Origin of the sequence: Aliidiomarina shirensis, assembly GCF_003987345.1 — a bacterium.
Taxonomy (GTDB): domain Bacteria; phylum Pseudomonadota; class Gammaproteobacteria; order Enterobacterales; family Alteromonadaceae; genus Aliidiomarina; species Aliidiomarina shirensis.
Window position 1 is genome coordinate 603,641 of record NZ_PIPP01000001.1, and the last position, 18,938, is coordinate 622,578.

Sequence of the window (18,938 nt, forward strand, 5' to 3'; positions counted from 1 at the left end):
AAACTTATGCAGTGGTTAAAGTAAATGTCGCCGGAGCCTATGTCAAAGGCCTTTAAGGAAATGAATGAATATACTCGATAAAATTACCCACGAATGGCAACGGCAATGGGCTGTAGTTTGGTTTGTTTGCGGTGCGCTCGCTTTGTTTGCCGGCTTTTGGTTCACCACCGAGCGCGGTGGGCTAGAGATATTCATGCTCGCTGTAGCGCTGATCGGCCTTATTTGTGTAGTTTCGCTGGCTTTTCGCCGTAATTTAACCGGAAACGGCTTAGGCATCACCGCCAATATTGGTGAAGTGCTAGCGCAAGGGCGAAGCGGTGCAACGGGCCTTATGCTCGCGCCTATTTTTTATTTAGCTACGCATGTTTATGGGCTCTTTTATTGGCGCAAAAACCAAGACGGTGATGGCAATATGCTGCCGCGCCAAGCCACTGTTAGTGTTTGGGTCATTACAGCGATATTTATTGCCCTTGGCCTTGCGGTATTCCCATGGCTCAATGAACAGTTGCAACAGTACAGCTTTATCGAATCGAGCAGCGATACAGCAATGAGTGCATTCGGTATTGATATTAGCTGGTATGCCATCAATGTAACGGCATTTGTGCTCGGTGTAACCGCGCAAACCACCATGATATTGCGCTACTCATTCAGCTGGAGTATTTGGATCATTGTAAACTTTGTATGGTTAAGCGTGAATTTAGCCAACAACAACTACATATTCGCTATTCAAACCATGGTGTATCAAGTAAACGCATTTGTAGGGTGGTACGGTTGGCGACGTTCAATTCGCCAACCGGCCAGCTAAAAAGAAGAACCAGGCTGTTGTAAAAACGCCACTTCTTCTGCCGAAGAAGTACGGCCTAGCAACTCATTGCGGTGTGGGTAACGGCCAAAACGCGCAATAATATCACGATGTTTCACTTCAAAATCGAGGTTATTTTCCAGCCCTGGCTGGTCGAAAAGCTGCATCGCAATATTATGAATTGCCAACGATTCACTGTGCATATACGGCATGTATAAAAACGCCCGTTGCACAGGAGTAAGCTGATTATCTAAACATTGCGCAACGGCTTCTTGCGCCAAAGCTAAAGCCAACGGATCGTTCGCAAAAGCCTGTGGCTTATCACGATAGATATTCCGCGAAAATTGATCGAGTACGATAATTTCAGCCAACCGCCCTTCCGGTGTCCGCCGCCAGCGATATAACTCACAGCGCTCTCCCTCCTGCAAGGTATCACCAAAGCGAGCGGTGATCTCGGCATCAAGCGCGGCATCTTTCTTAAACCATTGCTCTTGCGAGAGCTCATTAAACCAAAAGCTGAGCACAGTATCTTCATTGATGAGTGCTGCCATATTGCCTCCGTATTCTGATGCAAGCCCCGTGAATAACGGTTGCTGCATTTAAAATCTCATTCCCATAACCACGAGCTTTAATCAAAGCATGATTTATTTTGTTTTGCTACTTGCATTTATACTATGCGCCGCCTAGTATAATATTACTGTGCAACAAACAGTATGTAGCGCACAGTACAAAGAGGAACCACTATGGCTACTGCACCACTCGATAAACTCAAGCTAGAACTACGCCGCGGCGTACTAGTATTAGCAGTGCTCGCTTCACTTCGCCAACCGCATTATGGCTACTCGTTGCGCAAGCAACTGCAAGATGCAGGGGTAGATATTGATGAAGGTACGCTGTATCCGTTAATTCGAAGATTAGCCGAGCAAGGGCTACTCGATAGCGAATGGAAACAAGGTGAAGGGCGCGAACGGCGTTATTATCAGTTATCAGCGCTTGGCACCGATCTGCTAGAACAACTCACTCAGGAGTGGACCTCGCTCAACAGCGCGATAGGCCCCCTACTGTTGCGTAAAACCGATGAGGAGCAACAAGAATGAATATGGTTGAACGTTATATCGCTGCTGTGCAGCGGGAATTGCCAGAGAAAAAACGTGAGGATATCGGCCGCGAATTGAACGCCAATATTCTCGATAAAATCGAAGCCATTGAAGATCAGCAAGGTTCTATTTCGGAAGCTGAAATAGCAGGATTACTCAAAGCTATGGGGCACCCACGCTCGGTGGCATTGCAGTTTTGTCCACCTACCCCGCTTATTTCTGCGGCTCTTATGCCTTTGTACCTGCACACGCTTTACATGGTACTAGGCGTACTCCTCGTTATTTCAGTAATCGCTATAACCAGCCGTTGGCTCGGTGGTGCTGAAATGAACCTTTTTTGGTTTTTAAAAGGGTTGGCTAGCAGTTTCCTTAATGATGCTTATTTTGCTTTTGCCGCGATCACTATCGGTTTTGCTGTCATCTCTCGCAAGCAGAAAACGGATCCTACTGAATCGCCTGGAACCTGCAAGTGGAGCCCGGAAAAGCTACCTGCCGCAGGTAAAGATTGGCAGCATATTAGTTTGCAGGACATCTTTGGTGATCTTGCCACTATGTTGTTCTTGGTGATGCTAATTTGGTACCCAATCTGGCAACCGGAAAGCGGCGCCACCAGCATTTTCACCGCGGAAGCCCACAATGTTCTGCTTTGGTTCACGCCAGTAATTGGAATCGCTATCGTACACAGTTTATGGCAGCTACGTACACGCTTGTGGAATCGAAATATGCTCCTCTTAAATATTGGCGTAAGCAGTGCATTTTTCTTAGTATCGCTGTGGCTTATCGTGAATACCCCAATTCTGCGTATTAATACAGAAGCGTTGCATGCATCCATAAATGTTTCATATCTGGAGCTTAGCATTCAAATTTTCGTACTCGTAATAGCGTTAATCGCCGCTTACGAAGTGATACGAGATATCCGCAGGCTCGTGCGCATATCGTGAATCAAGGGCAACAAAAAAACAGCCGCATTTAAAATGCGGCTGTTTTATTTCAGTATGTTAAAACAATATAACGCCACTCACTCTGAACTCGCGGGGCAGCTTTTATCTGCTTTATAATCCATAACATACGCGCGTAACTCAGAAACTTTGCCATCGCGTAGCGTGTAGAGATCACAGAATGCGAATTTATGTTCCGCGCCCGTTGGATCTACCATCTCCATAGACCCACTTAAAGCCGCATCATTACCGCTGATAAATAATCGCTCGGTATTCATCGTCACTTTATAATCCGGGTTCATCATTTCGGTGAGCCATTTCTCAAATGCTTCTTTACCCTTAATTCCCGTATCATCCGTTGCCATTTGAAACCGTATATCGTCGGTAACGCCTGCAATAATCGTTTTAATGTCATGCTCAGCCCACGCTTGATTAAACCGTGCTAAAAATGTTTTTAAATTACTCATAGGTTTGCTCCTTTTATTGAGGTTCCTGAGTAATCGAATTCCAAAGAAACGAATCGACAACAAAAGAAAATTAGGGACCCATTAATTGAGCTCTCGAATACACCGCTCCAGAAAATCTCGTTCGTGTTGCTGCTCAGTAAAGGAAAGCGCGCGCTGATAAGATGCTGCCGCAGATTTTGTATCCCCAAGCTCCTGTAGAAAATAAGCGTGAGTAGAATGGAGTAAATAATAGTCTTTTAAATGCTCCTTAACTATCAGTTGCTCAATCTCATTTAAGGCCGCTTCCGGCCCGAAAACATGCCCAACAGCTACTGCTCTATTCAATGTTACAACCGGTGAATTATTTATTTGAAGTAACAAATTGTATAACCCCAAAATCTCTCGCCAATCAGTTTCAGCCGAGGTCGTTGCGGTAGCGTGAACACCTGCAATCGCAGCCTGTAAACTATAAACACCTATATGTTTCGCGCTCAATGCGGCCTTCACCAAGACATCAGCTTCTGTGATCATAGCTTGGTTCCATAAGCTTCGATCTTGTTCGTGCAGGCGCAAAAGCTCACCTCCTGCGCCTATCCTTGCTTGCTGCCTCGAAGCCTGAAATAACATCAGTGCCAACAAACCGTGCACCTCCGGTTCATCCATTAATGAACATAGCAAGCGCGCCAAGCGAATAGCTTCGTTCGTGAGCTCACTGCGTTGCAATTGCTCGCCTGCGGATGCCGAATAGCCTTCGTTGAATACTAAGTAGATAACTTGAAGCACCGTATTCAGCCGCTTCGGTATATCTTCACTTTGAGGAATCTCGTAAGGGATATTAGCGTTCTTGATCTTGCGTTTCGCACGCACAATGCGTTGCGCTAACGTTGTTGGTTTCGTAAGAAATGCGCTGGCTACTTCTTCCGTAGTTAAACCGCAAACTTCACGTAACGTTAGGGCAACACGCGCTTCCGTTGATAGCGCTGGATGACAACACGTAAAAATCAGGCGTAAGCTATCATCTTCGATATAGTCAAGGTTCTCATTGCCATCAACGATGGCATGCTCAGAAATCTCAGCATGTTCCTGAGCCAATTGTTTAAAGCGCTCCTGCCGGCGCAATTTATCGATCGCCTTAAACCGCCCTGTTGAAATAAGCCAAGCGCGAGGATTCTCTGGAATTCCCTGCGTTGGCCATTGCTTTATCGCTACAGAAAATGCATCGTGCAAAGCTTCTTCGGCCAGTTCGAAGCTACCTAGAAGGCGAATTAAAGTTGCAAGAATTCGCCTCGATTGTTCCCTATACAATTTTTCGATGAAAGCAGTTACACCTGATACCGGCGGTAAAGGCATCGCTAAACATCCAGTTCCCGAACTGGCCTTACTTCAATGGAGCCAACTCGCGCAGGTGGAATTTTCTCGGCAAATGCTATCGCTTCATTTAAATCACGCGCATCAATCATATAAAAACCTGCTAACTGCTCCTTTGTTTCCGCAAAGGGGCCATCGGTAACCGTTACTTGATCGCCGCGCACTCTAACCGTGGTTGCCGTTTCAACTGGTTGTAACGCTTGCCCCGCGAGTAGTACTCCCGTGTCAGCGGCCTGGCTAGCATATGCATGGCATTCACTATCGTGTGGACTTTCTGGCAGCGAGTGTAGATTATTTTCATTGGCATAAACTAAACATAAGTATTTCATCAGATTTCCATCCTTTTGCCCTAAACACAGCTAATCGAACACAAACAGGAGTATTCGACATCTACCGTTAAACTGTATTCACCAAATATCGTTGAACAACCTCTCCAGCCTCTTCAATTTCTGATTCAAGTTTACCGCCATTGCTCATGATCATACGCGCTGAGGCGATATTCTCTTTATGGCAATGAATGTGAATAGGATGAATACCGAGCTCAACGGCTTTAGCAATGGTTAGCTTCAACAGCAAGTTGCCGAGGCCCTTACCTCGCTTCGAAGGTTTTATGCCAAGGCCAATATGGCCTCCGGCATAACGAATACGATCATTCAGGAAATGCCGAAGGTTGGAAACCCCAACAATTTCACCACCATCAACTAGCCAATAGGTAGTGGACGGTACGAAGCCCGCAGGTAAATCAACGCCCATTCGAAAATTATCCAGCTTGGTGAGCAATATCGAAAAATTACTATGATCGAAATCCAGCGGAAACGGATATCGTTCTTCAACACCAAGTTCCTCGATATATTCTCGATAACTTGCTTCGTACTTAGCGTTCGGGATAATTAAATGCACGCGCGTTTACTCGTAATCGTGTATCGAGTTAAAACCAACCATGGGCGTACCACATCCACACGGCCATACCTACCATCATCAGGTTCTCAGTTAACGAAATGAACCCAAGAGGAACATTGTTGTTACCGCCAACGCAGGCGCATTTCAGCTCGCGCTTATCAATATAAACCGCTTTAAACACCGAGAGCGCACCCACAGTACCGATGAATAGCGCCAGCGGAATAGATAGCCAATTGAATAAACCGCCCACCATAAGAATACCGGCTAACCCTTCAGCAAACGGATACACCCGCCCATACGGCACCCAGCGCTTAGCCAAAAGATCATAATTTAAGAACATGGTTGAGAAACTTTCCACATCCTGCAGTTTTAATAACGCTAAAACCACCATTGATAAAGCAATAAACCATTCTACCGCTTGCACTGATATCCAAGAGCCATTCATGCCCATATTTAATGCGAGCGCCGAGAGTGCTGTCATTGAAAATAGCGCTATTACCGGACGATAACTTGGTTTATCAGGGTCAACTACGGGTTTATCCAAATGTTTACGAACATCTTCATATCCACCAATACGCTCACCGCCAATAAATACTTGTGGTGTAGTTGTTACATTATGTTTGGCTTTAAACGCATCGGTTTCCTCTCGCGAAGCAAGGTGATTATCGTCAACTTCAAAACCTTCTCGCTTCAACATATCTAATGTTTTTAGGCCATACGGACACTGATGATCCGGTGTCATCATGCGATACAGAACCGCTTTCTTGGTATTTTTACTCATCGGTGTTCTCCTTTGGTTGCAAATGTTATTAAGGAGCTTATACTACGTACCATGGTACGGAATCAAGAGGTATATATGTTTACTATAGGCAAATTGGCAAAAACTGCTGGTGTCGGCGTAGAAACGTTACGCTTTTATCAACGAGAACAACTACTACCAATTCCTGAGCCGATTGGAAAAATAAGATACTACGAAGATATACATGTAACACGGATTGCATTTATTAAAAACGCGCAATTAGCCGGATTCACGTTGAAAGAGATTAAGCAGTTGCTAGAAATGGATGCTTCGGAAGATCACGCAAAAGCACGAAATCTGGCTTTACAGCGTTTATCTGCATTAGAAGAGCAGATAAACGACTTAAAAACGGCACAAGCTGCGTTGCAAAAACTCGCACATGAATGCCAACATAACCGCCACAAACCCTGCCCAATCATTGCTTCGTTTGTAGAAGATAATCCTAAGAATTAAGGCTTATGCTCTGCTATGAAGCTTTCGCCTTTTAAAAAACACTTTATTTTTTATACAGTGAATTCTAGGCATTGTTTAACTGCTTCCATTCTATTTTCTTGCTTTTAACTCGTCGGCGAAGCCGTGGTTTACATCGCGGTGTTTGGCCTCGTCAGCCCGCACCGCAATAATAACATCGCGCAAACGAGCATCTTCCGGCAGCTCCCAATAATCAATGGCAATCTGCGGCGCTGGAACATTTTCGTATTTACCGTTATCTACACCTTCAAGGTACTCGGTGTAGCTATACACCGCTTCCTCTTCCAAGTAGCCAACAATGCGATGTGCGGTTTTGCTTGAGCATAGATACAAGATAAAAAATACATTATAGAAAATGCCTTGAGCGATAATAATCAGAGCACGCTCGAACCCGCTTGGTTTCGCCACTTCGATAAACGTTAACAAATGCATACGCTCATTTTCCGCTTCATCAAGTAGAGTGTGTATCCAACCATCATCGTTTTTCATTCGGCGCAGTGAATGTAAATGCTGAATCGCGCCGCCCACCATACCCGGCACGGCTGCCACCGTTTCCAGTACTACCGCACGGTTTCCATAGCGCCCAGAAAAGAATAGATCGGCAAAAAAGCGGAGAAACCTCACTATCGAATAGGCGATGCGATCGGAGATACCTTGCGGTGTATGATGCTTGGCACGTATTTCACTTTCTTCTTTCATCTGAATTCCTATTCGGTGTTTAAAATTACCAGAGCTATACCACCCAGTATAGCAATGGAAGCTAACACTAAACGGAACGTTAGCGGCTCACCCAATAGAACAATACCACCTATTGCCGCAATAACCGGCACACTCAATTGAACAGTGGCCGCAGTAGTTGCTTTTAAAGCGGGTAAAGCAGTGTACCAAATTGCATAGCCAAGCCCTGAAGCAAGCGCTCCGGAAGCCACGGCGTACCAAAATCCAGCAGTATCCAGAGAAATATGTTGATACATCAGTATATTCAATAGCACGGCAATAGGAACGGCACGTAAAAAGTTTCCTGCCGTTACTTGAGTGGCATCTCCCGCTCCTCTTCCTCGCAGCGAATAAACGCCCCAAGCAATACCCGCAAGAACCATCAGTAATGTGCCAATGAGTGGTGGTTTTGAAATGCCTGGCAAAAATAAACCAACAAGCCCCGCAAGGGCGAATAAAAGCCCCAAAGCTTGCAGCAGTTTTAGCCTTTCACCACGCCATAAGCCATGGCTAATCATTGTTGCCTGAACAGCGCCAAAGAGCACAAGCGCTCCCATCGCAGCCGAAAGGCTTAAGTAAGCGTACGAAAAGCCGGCCGCGTAAATGACTAAGGCAATAGCAGAAAACCAGTTACCGGCACCAATGCGGGCTGGTATACCGCCGGAAAAGCGAGAACGATGCACAGCTTGCACTAAAAGCCAAAGTATCAATGCGCCAGATATCAGCCGAATGCTGGTAAAACTAGCAGCATCAATACTGGTGTCATATAGCGCGATACGATTTAGGAGCGAGTTGCCTGCGAATGCAATCATGGCCAAGGATGTCAGCACAACTATGCGTATATTCGACATTTCAACCCTTTAATTCGGAACTCACAGTGTGCGCTTGAATCTTCAATGTATGTGCACCAGCATCTGCCTCTAAGGCCTTTTACTGAGTGCTCTATCAATTTTCTTATCAGTGTTGTATTGGCTTAATGAATATACAGCCCAAATAGCCGCAGGAACCCAACCAATCAATGTGATTTGTAAAATGAGGCAAATAATTCCCGATATTGGGCGGCCGATAGTGAAAAACGCAAGAAATGGTAGAAAAATAGCTAATAAAAGCCGCATAGTTTGGATCCTTAATTCTTAATTATCGTCGGTTTCGCTGGATACGAGACGGTTCAAAACCTCAATCTCTTCATCTGCATTCGTAGCTCGCGTGGTTCGCGAGCAAGTGCTAGCGGCATAATACCCTTCATCATCGGGCCCATACAGGTATAAAAGATAAGAGGCTCCGGAACTAAATGCATACCCACACATACAGCACGCGGTATTAATTCGCGTTTTAAACGTTTCTCCGTGTTCGCCCTTCCATGATTGGAGCGTACGAAATTGAGTAATCTCAATTTCAATATCGCTTCGCGAAATATAACCTTCATCCGAAGCCGATTTTCCGCCATAGGTTTCAATACTTAAAACCTTAGCTAACACAACAGCTGAAGCATCGTTGAACGAACGGTTAACCGATTCTTCTAACGGTAAATTATCAAAGTAGCACGAGCAAGCCAAACCAACCGATGGCATAAAAAAACCAAAGAGTATGAGTAAATATCTATTCATGCTTGGCTCCCACTGGGAATAGAGTCCGAATCTACGATGATTTTCTTCAAGGCCTCTTGGCGTTCACGCTCATATTCCTCGTATTCTTTATTAGTTCGCTCAATACACTCTGAATACGTTGCCGAAGGTTCTTTCAAACATTCTTTGCGTTGATGTGACCGCACATTATCGTACAGTGCTTGGTTGCTACACCCTGCAACGCCAAATATTACGAATAGAATCGATAGTTTCTTCATTAATGCCTCGAATTCATCATTATAAGACGCCTATTGTTTGCCTAGCACTGCCAAACACGAACATTTCAGCAAACTTAAGCGCTGGGGATTATCGCATTTAAATCAGTTACGCCAACATCAACACCAACTTGGGAGAGTAATGTCGTTATTTGCCCTCGATGATGTGTTTGATGATTAAATACGTGCATTAAAATACTAAAAAACACTTTTTTGAATTCGGTTCCTTGCGAGTTTTGATAAGCAATTGTTTGCATTAAATCACATTCAGATACAACTTTAGATAACGCTAGAAACAACGTATCTAAACGCTCTCTATATTCGCCGAGTTCTTTCAAGTCTGGGTAGAGAATAGTATTTAGCGAGGTTGGCATTGATAGAAGTGCAAGAGAGCTCAGCTCAGAATAGTTAGCCAACGCTGGCGAAAATCGCTTTAACCAGATCGTATCGGCTACCGCTAGATGATTGAGCGTGCCTAATATTGAAACAAAAAACGCGCCTCGATCTTCAGTGAGCTGCTCATGAGAAAGTTGAGAACACGCTTTATAAAGTTTCACGTTCATCCACTGATTATATTCAGCCATCAGACGTACATGATGGTTAAGTTGCATCAACACTTCCTTTTAAAACCACAACAGCACTTAATACAAGTTCTCAAACTACTCAATAAAAACGGCTAAAGCTTGGGCTCTCTTGTAGTACTTAACAACATCTCGTTTGCCAGACTGGTGCCCGTCAAATGTTGTTATCGTTTCATTAGCTGCGTCATCATATAAACTAGTTAAGATAACTCCATTTGCGCCGAGTGCTGCAGCTTCAGCTCGAAGAGATCTCATTACATCTTCAACTAGCGATTCACCACCAAGGGAATATGAGCCTTTACTAGAGGCAGTCAAAACAGCTATTTCTGAATATTGCTCAGGTAGTGTTTCATAAACAACAACATTTGAAGTTGGAATGGCTTCTCGAACCTCTCCCGTAACTACATGTGAAGATGGGGAGCTACAGCCTGAAACTAGTGCGCAAAATACAACAAAGGTAAATAATTTAGTCATTTTCTTAATCTCCATATTAATAACAATAAAGCTATAATCGCTTTCCTTTTAACCGCACTTAAATAAAGTGCCTAATACGTATTTTTAGCATAACCAATTCAGTTAGCAAGAATAATTCCGAACATTCACCTACCTAGTATCACAAAACGCCATTCAATATAAAAAGCCCAGCAATATATGCTGGGCTCGATGCTGCGTGATTAACTACGCTTTTTTGGCCAAATATCTATTAGGACTTATTACGTTCCTGCTGAGCTGGATTAGCTTGTTTTTGCTGGTCTTGTTTTTGCTGACCGTGCTTTTGCTGATCCTGCTTTTGCTGATCCTGCTTGCTGGGCGTATGTGAGCCTGGGGTATTTTGTGTACTCATAATAATATCTCCTACGAGATTTAATCAGGGCCACTAAATTGTGACTCATCCGGTGACACACACTCGTGGCACCTGATAAGAATATGAGCGCTAATTGCGGAGAAATATGTGCGTTATCGCACAAAATCGTAATTAAATCGGGGTAGAATTATATTCATCATTCGCTTGCCACAGAATCAGTTAAATCGGGAGTTCTTGTGGGATAAGTCAGTAAATAAAGTAATACCAAAATACCCCCTACTGGCGCTAAGCTAATGAGCTGCCACCAAGGGTTGAATCCTGCATCGCGCAAGCGGCGCGTACACGCAGCAACCCACGGCAATAGAACCAGTAACGATGCAATTTGTAGCGGTAAAGGACCGAGATATTCCGCAAAAATTGACGCAAAAGCGAGAATCATTATAACGGCCAGCGCAAACCACCAGAAATCGGCACGCCTGGTTTTACCTGTGAACTCCAAGCTTAACAGCATGCCTTCACGCATTGCTTTGATAGCAGGCAGGCCCGAGAATGTATCGTTCACAAGTAAACTCTCAGCCGGAACTTCCAGCACGGAAGCAAGCGCTCGCAAAGATTCGTTTGAAATTTTCGCTCCTGACTCAAGACGCTGAATGGTACGAAGGTTTAAACCACTGAGTATGGCCAATTGCTCTTGCGACCACTGGCGCGCGAGGCGGAGCTCTCGAAGTCGGGTACTATTCACATGCATAAAGATTCCTCGATGGGGTTTTGGTACCCAGCATTATCCGACGAAGCCACATTATCTCGTTACGACAACGACCCGACATGATGACGACTTGAACCCGACATATTCTATACCTGAAGTTACCTAAGCTCGCGTGCCTAGCGGTTATTGAATATTCTCACTAGTTCTAAGCGTAAGCACCTCGTAACCAGTAGCAGTAACAGCCACCGTATGCTCCCACTGCGCAGATAACTTCTTGTCACTGGTAATTACAGTCCATCCGTCCTTCTTCATCTTCACCTTGGCTTTCCCCTGATTTATCATCGGCTCTATGGTGAATACCATCCCTTCCTGTAGAATCACCCCATCACCACGTTCACCGTAATGCAGTACTTCTGGAGCTTCATGCATTTCTCGGCCAATTCCATGACCACAATACTCGCGAACCACGGAATAACCGTTTTTTTCTGCAAATCGCTGAACGACGTAACCGATATCACCAAGCGTTGCCCCAGGCTTCACCGTTCGTATACCTTCCCACATTGCTTCATACGTTTTTGTCACTAAACGCTGTGCAAGTGGGCTCACATTCCCAACCATATACATTTTACTGGAGTCAGCAATAAATCCATTTTTCTCCAGTGTGATATCAATATTAACGATATCACCAGATTTTAGCTTCTGCGTTTCAGAAGGAACGCCATGGCACACAACATTGTTTACCGAGCTGTTGAGAACATATTGATAACCATATTGCCCTTTACTTGCAGGCCGAGCATTCAATTGTTGAGTAATATATTCCTCAACAAGGTTATTTATAGCCATCGTGGATACACCAACCACAACAAAATCGTCGAGATAATCAAAAACAGCTGCGAGCAGTCGCCCAGATTCCCGCATTACACTTATTTCTTCCGCGCTTTTTAGCTTTATTTCCGACATCAAAATCCTTCCTTAAATCAACACCATTCATTTTTTCTCTACTGATTAGGTAGGGCATTCATCGACTGCAAAATCTCTCTGGTAATTTGCTCACGTTTCGCGAGGTCATCCATCCGATTTGGTGTATCGATATTCAAAGCGAAAAAAACTGGGCCACTGGGCCATTCAACCCATCCTACCCACCAACCAAAACTTCCTTCCCAGCCTGTTTTCGCACGCAAAATCCAATTTCTACCCGCTTCAACAATCATCACATCTTTTACGAGGCGCTGATGTTCAACCGCAAACGGCAGTGCATTGAGGTAGAGCCGCTTTAAAAATGAAATCTGCTCATGCGCAGAAATTGTTAGTGTGCCATCAAGCCAATAATCCCCTTCAACGTCGTACTCAGAATTACCGTAACCGATGCTTTCTATGTAGTTTTGTGCGTTTTCATTTCCGATACGCTCGGCAAAGTGCTGATAAACCCAAACTGCAGAATTCCGCATTGCGGAGCGTAGATCTTGATCGCTATTGTGCCCGGAGAAACTTCGCTCAACCCCATCCCACTCAAAAACTTGAAACTCATCTCGAACAACACCCGCATCCAAAGCAAATAGTGTGTGCGGAATCTTAAATGTAGAAGCAGGTGAAAATTGCTTGTCTGCCCGTTCCTGATTAAACACTAAAACTTGTTGTTCTTCGCCACGCCCATCAACGACAACAATAGTGCCTTGAACATTATATTTTTCAAATACACTTCCCCAATCTGGCCGTTCTTGAGCAGCCACCGATACAGAGCAAACTACATTTAGTATTGCAAGCAAGAACAAAAAAACTCTCATTTTATCTCCAAGGCTCCCCAGCGGTCTTTGTTACCAGCGGGATTTTCACAAAACTGCTTCGTTTACTATCGTGAATGGTTCGAACGGCCACCTAAAGCCCACCCTAACCAAATAAATAGAACGTAATAAATCGGTAACGGCAGAAGAAGCAGGCCTAGTCCAATATTTGCCCCGCCACCTGAGTAGGTGATCGCTTCATAGTAAAGCACGCCATAGCAAAGCACCGAAACCATGAGCGCTCCTGCTGTCGCACCTATAACCGCGCCCTTCGTTGCGTTGTTGCTGAGTGCCCCAGCAAATACACTTATACAAATGAAAGGTAATCCTGGCATAACCCCAAAATAAAGCGTGGATGCGCCGCCTCCATCGTAAACAACAAAGGATAGAACTATACCTAATAGCGAGACACCGATTAAAAGTGGCAATCCTACATTTTTACGCATAAAACCCTTTTATGTTTCAATTGTCCGACAACGAATCGCAAAATTCCGGAACTTCAACATCACTCATGAACATTGAAGTTACATGAATAAAACACTCTGGCGCTACCATAGGTAAAAAATGCGCTCCACCGATCACTGTTGTAAAATTTACATTTCCCGCTTGGCTCAATAATTCGGCGTGTACTTTTGCACCTTCATAAGGTGTATTCGGATCTAGCGAGCCATGTATAATCAACGTTCGCGGTAAACGTTTAGGTAAACGACCAAAATTCTCATCCCTATCATATAAAGGTGCTGAAGCATTAACCAACAACCCGGGTAGAGGGCTAACAAACAACGCGTCTTTGGCTTCTTCCGCGACTATTTCCGCAGTTAAACCCCGTCGACTGTTATTCTCCGAATTACTAATTAGCATCACAAGCGGCAGCGATGGTACCGACTGTGGATATAGCATCAAGTTTTTGTGAGCTTCATTTAATGCAATCATCGTTTCACTGAGCGACCTAGTTTGACCTACTGCCAAGTCGTCAATGATCGCCGGTATTCGATCACGTAGGTCTGGAAAGCTTAACAAGGCCGCCATAAACAATCTTATATCAGTACTACCCAAAACATCATGCCAAACCTGAACGTCTGATGATAAAAGATCTTGAAAGCGTTCTATTCTTTGATTGTTTAGTAGTTCACGTCCAACACCATCAACAATAGCGGTTCGGTAGCTTAAATCCCATTTTGGTTCTGACTCTGGCGGAACAAGACCATCAAGAATAATTCCATCCAGCTTCGGTTCTGCAACTTGCATCAAGCGCAAAGTTAACTGTGTACCATACGATACTGCATAAACATAAACCTCACCCGGTTCCCGATATTGTTCGATGAGCGCCGCTAAATCGTGGGCAGCATTGGTAATGGTAAACGCTTTCGTTCGAGCCGAATTTGTGAACAAAGATCCAATACAAGACCCCCATTCTGAATTCGCCATAGCATAGCCAGCCTCGCTCTCGATAGATTCTTCAACTTCACATAGGCGTGTCGATTCACCCGTTCCGCGATGGTCCGGAACAATAATATCGAAACCCGCAAAAGCCTCGCGAAATACGTCAATGAGAGGATAAAACCCAGCCCCCGGTTCACCCGGCCCACCATGTATAAGCCATATCTGACCGCGACGTTTATCTACATCTTGAACAGGAAACTTGCGAATCGCCAGCTCAACATTACCCGCAACGTCCCCCGCATGGTCAAGAGGAAGTTTGCTTTTAGTACAGGTTGATGGAGAAAATCCGGAAACATGGAGCTCGAGATCACATGAACCAAATGATTCAGCATGTAGCGGATTCGCTAAAAGAACAGGCAAAATTAAAAAAGCGTGCTTAATTTTGAACATGGCTATCCTTAATATTAAAGCTTACTTTCATATCTGACGTTGTGGTTAGGTTAACAAACGCCCACTAAAACAAGCATCGCAACACTCTGAGATAACTTGATCGTATCGCGGAAAATCACCGAAAAGAATACTTAGTAGTTCACTTTATAACGCATCAACACCGCGCCTGATGTGAATTCATCTACACTTAAAAGAGAAAGGCTTACTCTTTTATTTATTTCATTGAAAGCGCGAGGCCCTTCTACCCCAACGAATGGTTGAAAAACGATATGCAATTCATCAACCAACTCTTCATTTAACAAACTAGAGGCTAACGTAGGGCTTCCAAACACCACTGCGTTTCCAGCCAGTATTTCTAGCTCTTTTCGAATACCTTCCAAGCTCGAACCGGGTATACGTTTCACATTATTCCAGGTGAGTTCGATTGGCCTATTCGAAACAATAAATTTCGGAATACTGTTGAGCGCCTTCGCTAAGTTTAAAGTGCCAGTGGGTAAACCAGGCTTTTTTAGTGCTCCCGGCCAAAAATTCATGAATAAATCAAAGGTATTTCTACCCAGAATTAACGCGTCAGCCGACGACATCAAATCAATCGCGTATTTGTGGTGTGCATCATCAACGATACTATCCATATGATGGCACAAGCCACTTGCCGTAATATTTATTGAATGAATCACATGAGCCATGAGTTTTCCCTATCCAACAATATGTGATTTTAGTCGCTTGGGTAGTTGCTTTTTCGACACGACTAAGCAGACATAAGGCCCACTCTGTTTCGTGCCTAAAAAGCGTTCCAAAACAAGCGCTTATACCAATCTTATAGGTCATACTCGTCATGGCGGCGGTTCCACACATACGGCTCTGTCTGTGGCCAACCCTTAGGCGATTTTTCCCATTTTTCCTGACGACCAAACGGAGTTAAATCAAGATACGTCCAGAGGCTACCTAAATACTCAACACCACGAGAACCCGTGAAATATGTGCGATATATATCGTTCCCGTCACGAAGAAATACACTTGCTCCGTGCTTTTCACCAGCAGCGGTCGTCACACCAAAGTCATAATTAAATTCGCTCTCAAAAGAAGAGAACCAGGGAATTGTCCATCCCATACGTTCTTTATACTGCGTGAGCTTATCAATAGGTGCACGTGACACCATAACAAGCGATGTATCACGAGCATGCAAGTGAGCAGGATGAGTCATAGCATCAGCGACCCAAGAGCATCCATCACACCCTGCTTTCCAATGAGGCGCGTACATAAAATGATAAACAATAAGTTGGCGGCGCCCACCGAACAGTTCCAGAAACGACACATTACCGTTTTCGCCTTGGAACTCGTAATCACTCTTCACTTTCACCATTGGTAGCTTTCTTCGCTCAGCATTCAATGCATCACGTGCTCTGGTGACTTCCTTTTCCTTAATGAGTAACTGATTAAGAGCTACTTCCCACTCTTCATTCGATACTATTTCTGGTGATGATTGTTTACGATTAGGCATACATTAAGCCTCATTGTTTGAAATTCAGTACTTAGCCGCTTTTTCACGAACCATACGGTTAATACATTCAGAAATTGATTTTGCTTTAAGGCCACTTATCGGTAGCGAGTGAAAGTTATTATCACGAGTTTCTATATGAGCAATATATATAAACCATTTAAATTTAACTGTTGAGCTCCGCACAATCTCACTCCACCGTAACGATTTCTGCTTAAACAAATGGCGTAAGGTTACTCCCTCGTCGTCAACCACCACCCACACACCGTTTTTGTAAATAGCTATCGTTGCAATCACTGCAAATGAAGCTGAGAAAAGAAGCGCAATTAGTGCCGCCCAATTCCCATTGAGTGCTGGACGAATCACGGTGTATGCCACAATCAAACATACGAACAGCATTGGAAAAAAGCGCTTATATGCCTGCCAACGAAAATAAGCTGTATTACTCATACTAATTTCTCCTGCCTATCAACGGAACCCGCGTGAGTTCCTTAACCTGCTGCGACATCAAGCGAATAAACTCCTTTACCTTGAACGGCATGTAGGAGCGAGACGAATATACGGCATGAATTGGATAAGCTTTTAATGGTAGATCAGAGAAGAGTTGAATAAGCTCTCCTCGCTCAATTTCTTCTCTAAACAACCATAAAGGACCGTGGTGAATACCCTTGCTGTCTAGTACTAGTGCTCGAACCGCTGCAGCGCTGTTAACGGTGATGTTGGCTCTCATATTTTCAACAACATGACCTCTACCGTCAGCGAAGATGATTGGAGCGCGTTTTTGACCGGGTGAGTAAAGAATAAACTCGTGATCGTCGAGATCGGATAATACAATGGGAGTTCCGCGACGTTCTAGATATTGAGGACTAGCAACAAGCACTCTCGGATTTTCGCCAAGCCTTTTTGCGTAAAGAGCTGAATCTGATAACTCACCAATCCTAATTGCAACGTCGATGTTTTGTTCTATGAGATTCTCAAAATGGCTTCCTAACAACAATTCGACAGACAAACCACTCGCTCGCTGCTGCATTGCTTTCACAACAGGAACAACAAACTTAACTCCAAAATCCGCCGGCGCTGCAATCCGCATCGACCCCTGCAACTGAGCCACGCCGCCTTTAATTTCTTCCTCAAGTGCTGCCTGTTCATCCACAATGTGGCGAAGCCTATCGTAATATCTCTGACCAAGCTCCGTAGGGGTAGAACGCTGCGTAGAACGCCGTAGTAACTTAACTTCTAGGCGATTTTCCAGCGCCGCGATTTTACGGCTTACCGCAGAAGGCTCGACCCCCATAAGTTCCGCGGCAGCCTTAAAGCTCCCGGACTCGACAACTTGTAAAAAAATTTGCTCAACAGTTTTCATACTTATTGCAATTTAAGCATTTATTAATTGACAAAATAGCCACTTCACTTAATGAGATCAAGTAAATAAGCTGATTTTAGTACCGGATAAACAGTCGTCTCCAGTACAACCAATCACTTGATTTCAATGGGAGAATACGATGTCTAAAGATAACCTAAACGGAAAAGTTGCACTAGTGGCCGGTGGTGCCAAGAATCTTGGTGGCCTTATCAGTAAAAATTTAGCCCAAAGCGGAGCTAAAGTGGTGGTGCATTATAACAGCGCAGCCACTGAATCGGATGCCCACGACACTGTCCGGGCAATTACTGATATGGGAGGTGAAGCCATCGCCATTCAAGGCGATTTGACGAAAGCCGCAAATGTCACCGCATTGTTCAAACGAGCAAAAGACCAGTTCGGCGGTATCGATATTGCCGTGAACACCGTTGGCAAGGTATTGAGGAAACCGATTATAGAAACATCAGAGGAGGAATTTGATGTTATGTTGGCCGTGAATGCCAAAACTGCCTATTTCTTCTTGAAAGAGGCAGGAATACATTTGAACGACAACGGTAAAATCATCACCATAGTCACGTCCCTATTAGCGGCATTTACCGACGGTTATTCCACCTATGCAGGTGGCAAGGCACCCGTGGAACATTTTACCAGAGCCGCAGCTAAAGAATTCTCGGCCCGAGGTATTTCCGTGAATAGTATCGGCCCCGGCCCAATGGATACACCATTCTTTTATGGTCAGGAAACACCTGAACGAGTGAGCTATCACAAGTCGCAAGGCATGGGTAGTCAGCTCACCCACATTGAAGATATAGTCCCAATTGTGAAGTTTTTAGCCAGTGATGGTCGCTGGATTACAGGACAGACAATTTTTGCGAATGGTGGGTATACCACGCGTTAAAAAATAAGCTACCGCCTTCGTTACTAACCATGAGGGCGGTAGTTAAACAATCTGGCCGAATCCTTGGCAATTTGTAAAGTCTATGGAAGTTCTATTTC

At 44.5% G+C, this 18,938-nt stretch carries 28 protein-coding genes; 5 read left to right on the forward strand and 23 right to left on the reverse strand.

Translation table 11 applies throughout. The features are described 5' to 3' along the window. Positions 1–64 precede the first annotated feature (64 nt). Positions 65–805: a nicotinamide riboside transporter PnuC gene (pnuC, locus tag CWE13_RS02710; protein WP_126805793.1), complete on the forward strand. Its 741-nt coding sequence runs from the start codon at positions 65–67 to the stop codon at positions 803–805. Here pnuC and CWE13_RS02715 read toward each other — a convergent pair. Continuing rightward, entirely contained in the window at positions 802–1,353 is a 552-nt protein-coding gene (locus tag CWE13_RS02715; protein WP_126805794.1) for a DUF924 family protein, read from the reverse strand. The genes pnuC and CWE13_RS02715 overlap by 4 nt on opposite strands. A 192-nt stretch (positions 1,354–1,545) precedes the next feature. Between CWE13_RS02715 and CWE13_RS02720 the strand changes: the two genes are divergently transcribed. Together CWE13_RS02720 and CWE13_RS02725 are read left to right on the forward strand one after the other, a co-directional pair. Continuing rightward, complete coding sequence (locus CWE13_RS02720; protein ID WP_126805795.1) at positions 1,546–1,899, forward strand: PadR family transcriptional regulator; 354 nt, start codon at positions 1,546–1,548, stop codon at positions 1,897–1,899. Beyond that, positions 1,896–2,840: a hypothetical protein gene (locus CWE13_RS02725; protein WP_126805796.1), complete on the forward strand. Its 945-nt coding sequence runs from the start codon at positions 1,896–1,898 to the stop codon at positions 2,838–2,840. The genes CWE13_RS02720 and CWE13_RS02725 overlap by 4 nt, the downstream gene beginning before the upstream one ends. A gap of 77 nt (positions 2,841–2,917) precedes the next feature. Here CWE13_RS02725 and CWE13_RS02730 read toward each other — a convergent pair whose 3' ends face one another. From CWE13_RS02730 to CWE13_RS02750, 5 genes are all read right to left on the reverse strand, one after another. Continuing rightward, positions 2,918–3,304, reverse strand: a complete 387-nt coding sequence (locus CWE13_RS02730; protein ID WP_126805797.1) for a nuclear transport factor 2 family protein — start codon at positions 3,302–3,304, stop codon at positions 2,918–2,920. Between the two features lie 81 nt (positions 3,305–3,385). Beyond that, a complete protein-coding gene (locus CWE13_RS02735; RefSeq protein ID WP_126805798.1) occupies positions 3,386–4,633 on the reverse strand; it encodes an RNA polymerase sigma factor in 1,248 nt (415 codons plus the stop codon). Positions 4,634–4,635: 2 nt separating this feature from the next. Then, positions 4,636–4,980, reverse strand: a complete 345-nt coding sequence (locus CWE13_RS02740) for a YciI family protein (protein WP_126805799.1) — start codon at positions 4,978–4,980, stop codon at positions 4,636–4,638. A 67-nt stretch (positions 4,981–5,047) separates the two neighbouring features. Further along, positions 5,048–5,551, reverse strand: coding sequence for a GNAT family N-acetyltransferase (locus tag CWE13_RS02745; RefSeq protein WP_126805800.1), 504 nt, complete (start codon positions 5,549–5,551; stop codon positions 5,048–5,050). A 28-nt stretch (positions 5,552–5,579) separates the two neighbouring features. Next, positions 5,580–6,332: a MauE/DoxX family redox-associated membrane protein gene (locus CWE13_RS02750; RefSeq protein ID WP_126805801.1), complete on the reverse strand. Its 753-nt coding sequence runs from the start codon at positions 6,330–6,332 to the stop codon at positions 5,580–5,582. Between the two features lie 12 nt (positions 6,333–6,344). Between CWE13_RS02750 and CWE13_RS02755 the strand changes: the two genes are divergently transcribed. Next, positions 6,345–6,803 carry a MerR family transcriptional regulator gene (locus CWE13_RS02755; protein ID WP_198677878.1) on the forward strand — a complete coding sequence of 153 codons (459 nt, stop codon included), beginning with the start codon at positions 6,345–6,347 and terminating at the stop codon, positions 6,801–6,803. 90 nt (positions 6,804–6,893) lie between these two features. On the opposite strand, the gene CWE13_RS02760 is transcribed toward CWE13_RS02755, so the two are convergent. From CWE13_RS02760 to CWE13_RS02835, 17 genes are all read right to left on the reverse strand, one after another. Further along, positions 6,894–7,520, reverse strand: coding sequence for an alternative oxidase (locus CWE13_RS02760; protein WP_126805802.1), 627 nt, complete (start codon positions 7,518–7,520; stop codon positions 6,894–6,896). 8 nt (positions 7,521–7,528) lie between these two features. Next, positions 7,529–8,389, reverse strand: a complete 861-nt coding sequence (locus CWE13_RS02765; RefSeq protein WP_126805803.1) for a DMT family transporter — start codon at positions 8,387–8,389, stop codon at positions 7,529–7,531. Between the two features lie 69 nt (positions 8,390–8,458). Beyond that, positions 8,459–8,653 carry a YqaE/Pmp3 family membrane protein gene (locus CWE13_RS02770; RefSeq protein ID WP_126805804.1) on the reverse strand — a complete coding sequence of 65 codons (195 nt, stop codon included), beginning with the start codon at positions 8,651–8,653 and terminating at the stop codon, positions 8,459–8,461. Between the two features lie 18 nt (positions 8,654–8,671). Next, positions 8,672–9,145, reverse strand: coding sequence for a hypothetical protein (locus CWE13_RS02775; protein ID WP_126805805.1), 474 nt, complete (start codon positions 9,143–9,145; stop codon positions 8,672–8,674). After that, positions 9,142–9,381 carry a hypothetical protein gene (locus tag CWE13_RS02780; protein WP_126805806.1) on the reverse strand — a complete coding sequence of 80 codons (240 nt, stop codon included), beginning with the start codon at positions 9,379–9,381 and terminating at the stop codon, positions 9,142–9,144. Before CWE13_RS02780 ends, CWE13_RS02775 begins: the two co-directional genes overlap by 4 nt. Before the next feature lie 74 nt (positions 9,382–9,455). Continuing rightward, positions 9,456–9,989 (reverse strand): DinB family protein, encoded by a 534-nt coding sequence (locus CWE13_RS02785; protein WP_126805807.1) that lies wholly within the window; start codon positions 9,987–9,989, stop codon positions 9,456–9,458. Positions 9,990–10,037: 48 nt separating this feature from the next. After that, on the reverse strand, positions 10,038–10,433 hold the full coding sequence (locus CWE13_RS02790) for a hypothetical protein (RefSeq protein ID WP_126805808.1): 396 nt from the start codon (positions 10,431–10,433) through the stop codon (positions 10,038–10,040). Positions 10,434–10,662: 229 nt separating this feature from the next. Continuing rightward, complete coding sequence (locus tag CWE13_RS12505; protein ID WP_157980925.1) at positions 10,663–10,803, reverse strand: hypothetical protein; 141 nt, start codon at positions 10,801–10,803, stop codon at positions 10,663–10,665. 157 nt (positions 10,804–10,960) lie between these two features. After that, a complete protein-coding gene (locus tag CWE13_RS12735; RefSeq protein WP_126805809.1) occupies positions 10,961–11,512 on the reverse strand; it encodes a DUF805 domain-containing protein in 552 nt (183 codons plus the stop codon). A 141-nt stretch (positions 11,513–11,653) separates the two neighbouring features. Beyond that, positions 11,654–12,430 carry a type I methionyl aminopeptidase gene (gene map / locus CWE13_RS02800; protein ID WP_126805810.1) on the reverse strand — a complete coding sequence of 259 codons (777 nt, stop codon included), beginning with the start codon at positions 12,428–12,430 and terminating at the stop codon, positions 11,654–11,656. Between the two features lie 38 nt (positions 12,431–12,468). Then, positions 12,469–13,254 (reverse strand): class D beta-lactamase, encoded by a 786-nt coding sequence (blaOXA, locus tag CWE13_RS02805; RefSeq protein WP_126805811.1) that lies wholly within the window; start codon positions 13,252–13,254, stop codon positions 12,469–12,471. Positions 13,255–13,319: 65 nt separating this feature from the next. Beyond that, positions 13,320–13,697 carry a hypothetical protein gene (locus CWE13_RS02810; RefSeq protein WP_126805812.1) on the reverse strand — a complete coding sequence of 126 codons (378 nt, stop codon included), beginning with the start codon at positions 13,695–13,697 and terminating at the stop codon, positions 13,320–13,322. Positions 13,698–13,713: 16 nt separating this feature from the next. Continuing rightward, positions 13,714–15,084: an alpha/beta hydrolase gene (locus CWE13_RS02815; RefSeq protein WP_126805813.1), complete on the reverse strand. Its 1,371-nt coding sequence runs from the start codon at positions 15,082–15,084 to the stop codon at positions 13,714–13,716. Between the two features lie 131 nt (positions 15,085–15,215). Next, a complete protein-coding gene (locus CWE13_RS02820) occupies positions 15,216–15,770 on the reverse strand; it encodes a dihydrofolate reductase family protein (protein ID WP_126805814.1) in 555 nt (184 codons plus the stop codon). Between the two features lie 131 nt (positions 15,771–15,901). Continuing rightward, positions 15,902–16,585 (reverse strand): DUF899 domain-containing protein, encoded by a 684-nt coding sequence (locus CWE13_RS02825; RefSeq protein WP_126805815.1) that lies wholly within the window; start codon positions 16,583–16,585, stop codon positions 15,902–15,904. Between the two features lie 24 nt (positions 16,586–16,609). Further along, positions 16,610–17,032: a PH domain-containing protein gene (locus CWE13_RS02830; RefSeq protein ID WP_126805816.1), complete on the reverse strand. Its 423-nt coding sequence runs from the start codon at positions 17,030–17,032 to the stop codon at positions 16,610–16,612. 1 nt (position 17,033) lies between these two features. Further along, complete coding sequence (locus CWE13_RS02835) at positions 17,034–17,945, reverse strand: LysR family transcriptional regulator (RefSeq protein ID WP_126805817.1); 912 nt, start codon at positions 17,943–17,945, stop codon at positions 17,034–17,036. A 139-nt stretch (positions 17,946–18,084) separates the two neighbouring features. On the opposite strand from CWE13_RS02835, the gene CWE13_RS02840 reads away from it, so the two are divergent. Continuing rightward, on the forward strand, positions 18,085–18,840 hold the full coding sequence (locus CWE13_RS02840) for an SDR family oxidoreductase (protein ID WP_126805818.1): 756 nt from the start codon (positions 18,085–18,087) through the stop codon (positions 18,838–18,840). The last annotated feature ends 98 nt before the right edge of the window (positions 18,841–18,938 follow it).